This is a genomic window from Dellaglioa sp. CoH-56-MRSF-10 (genome assembly GCF_056782175.1).
In genome coordinates this window covers 1-331 of sequence record NZ_JBXAYF010000073.1, presented here as the reverse complement: position 1 = coordinate 331, position 331 = coordinate 1, and the positions used below count along the sequence as shown (strand labels likewise).

Here is a 331-nt window from a genome sequence, read left to right as displayed (position 1 = left end):
ATAATTGCAAGGCTGAGCACAAAAAGAAAAACCCCGCACGGGGCGGGGCTTCAAGGTTACGCGAGCCCAACCAACCGGCGATTAAGCAACAGCGGCTTTTCATGGGCCGCAAACGTCACACTAACGTGAGTGGGAGGGCACTGCGCGTCGTCTACCACGAGCCCGATACCATAGTCCGGGAAGACCTCGGCTGCTGCGCCAACCAACTTTACTCGATCACCTGCTTTCATACGTCATGCCTTTCTCAGAACAAAATAAAAAGACCGGACAAAGAACAGCAGGCAGAGAGCGGTGAAGGTTGCGAGGATCGGGGCTCCGTTCCATGCTAGAT

At 54.7% G+C, this 331-nt stretch carries 1 protein-coding gene; it reads left to right on the top strand.

What is annotated here, in order from left to right; genetic code table 11:
* On the top strand, positions 1 to 329 hold a 329-nt coding region (locus AC1RP4_RS07875; RefSeq protein WP_481763253.1), incomplete at its 5' end, for a hypothetical protein.
* Positions 330 to 331: the final 2 nt, after the last annotated feature.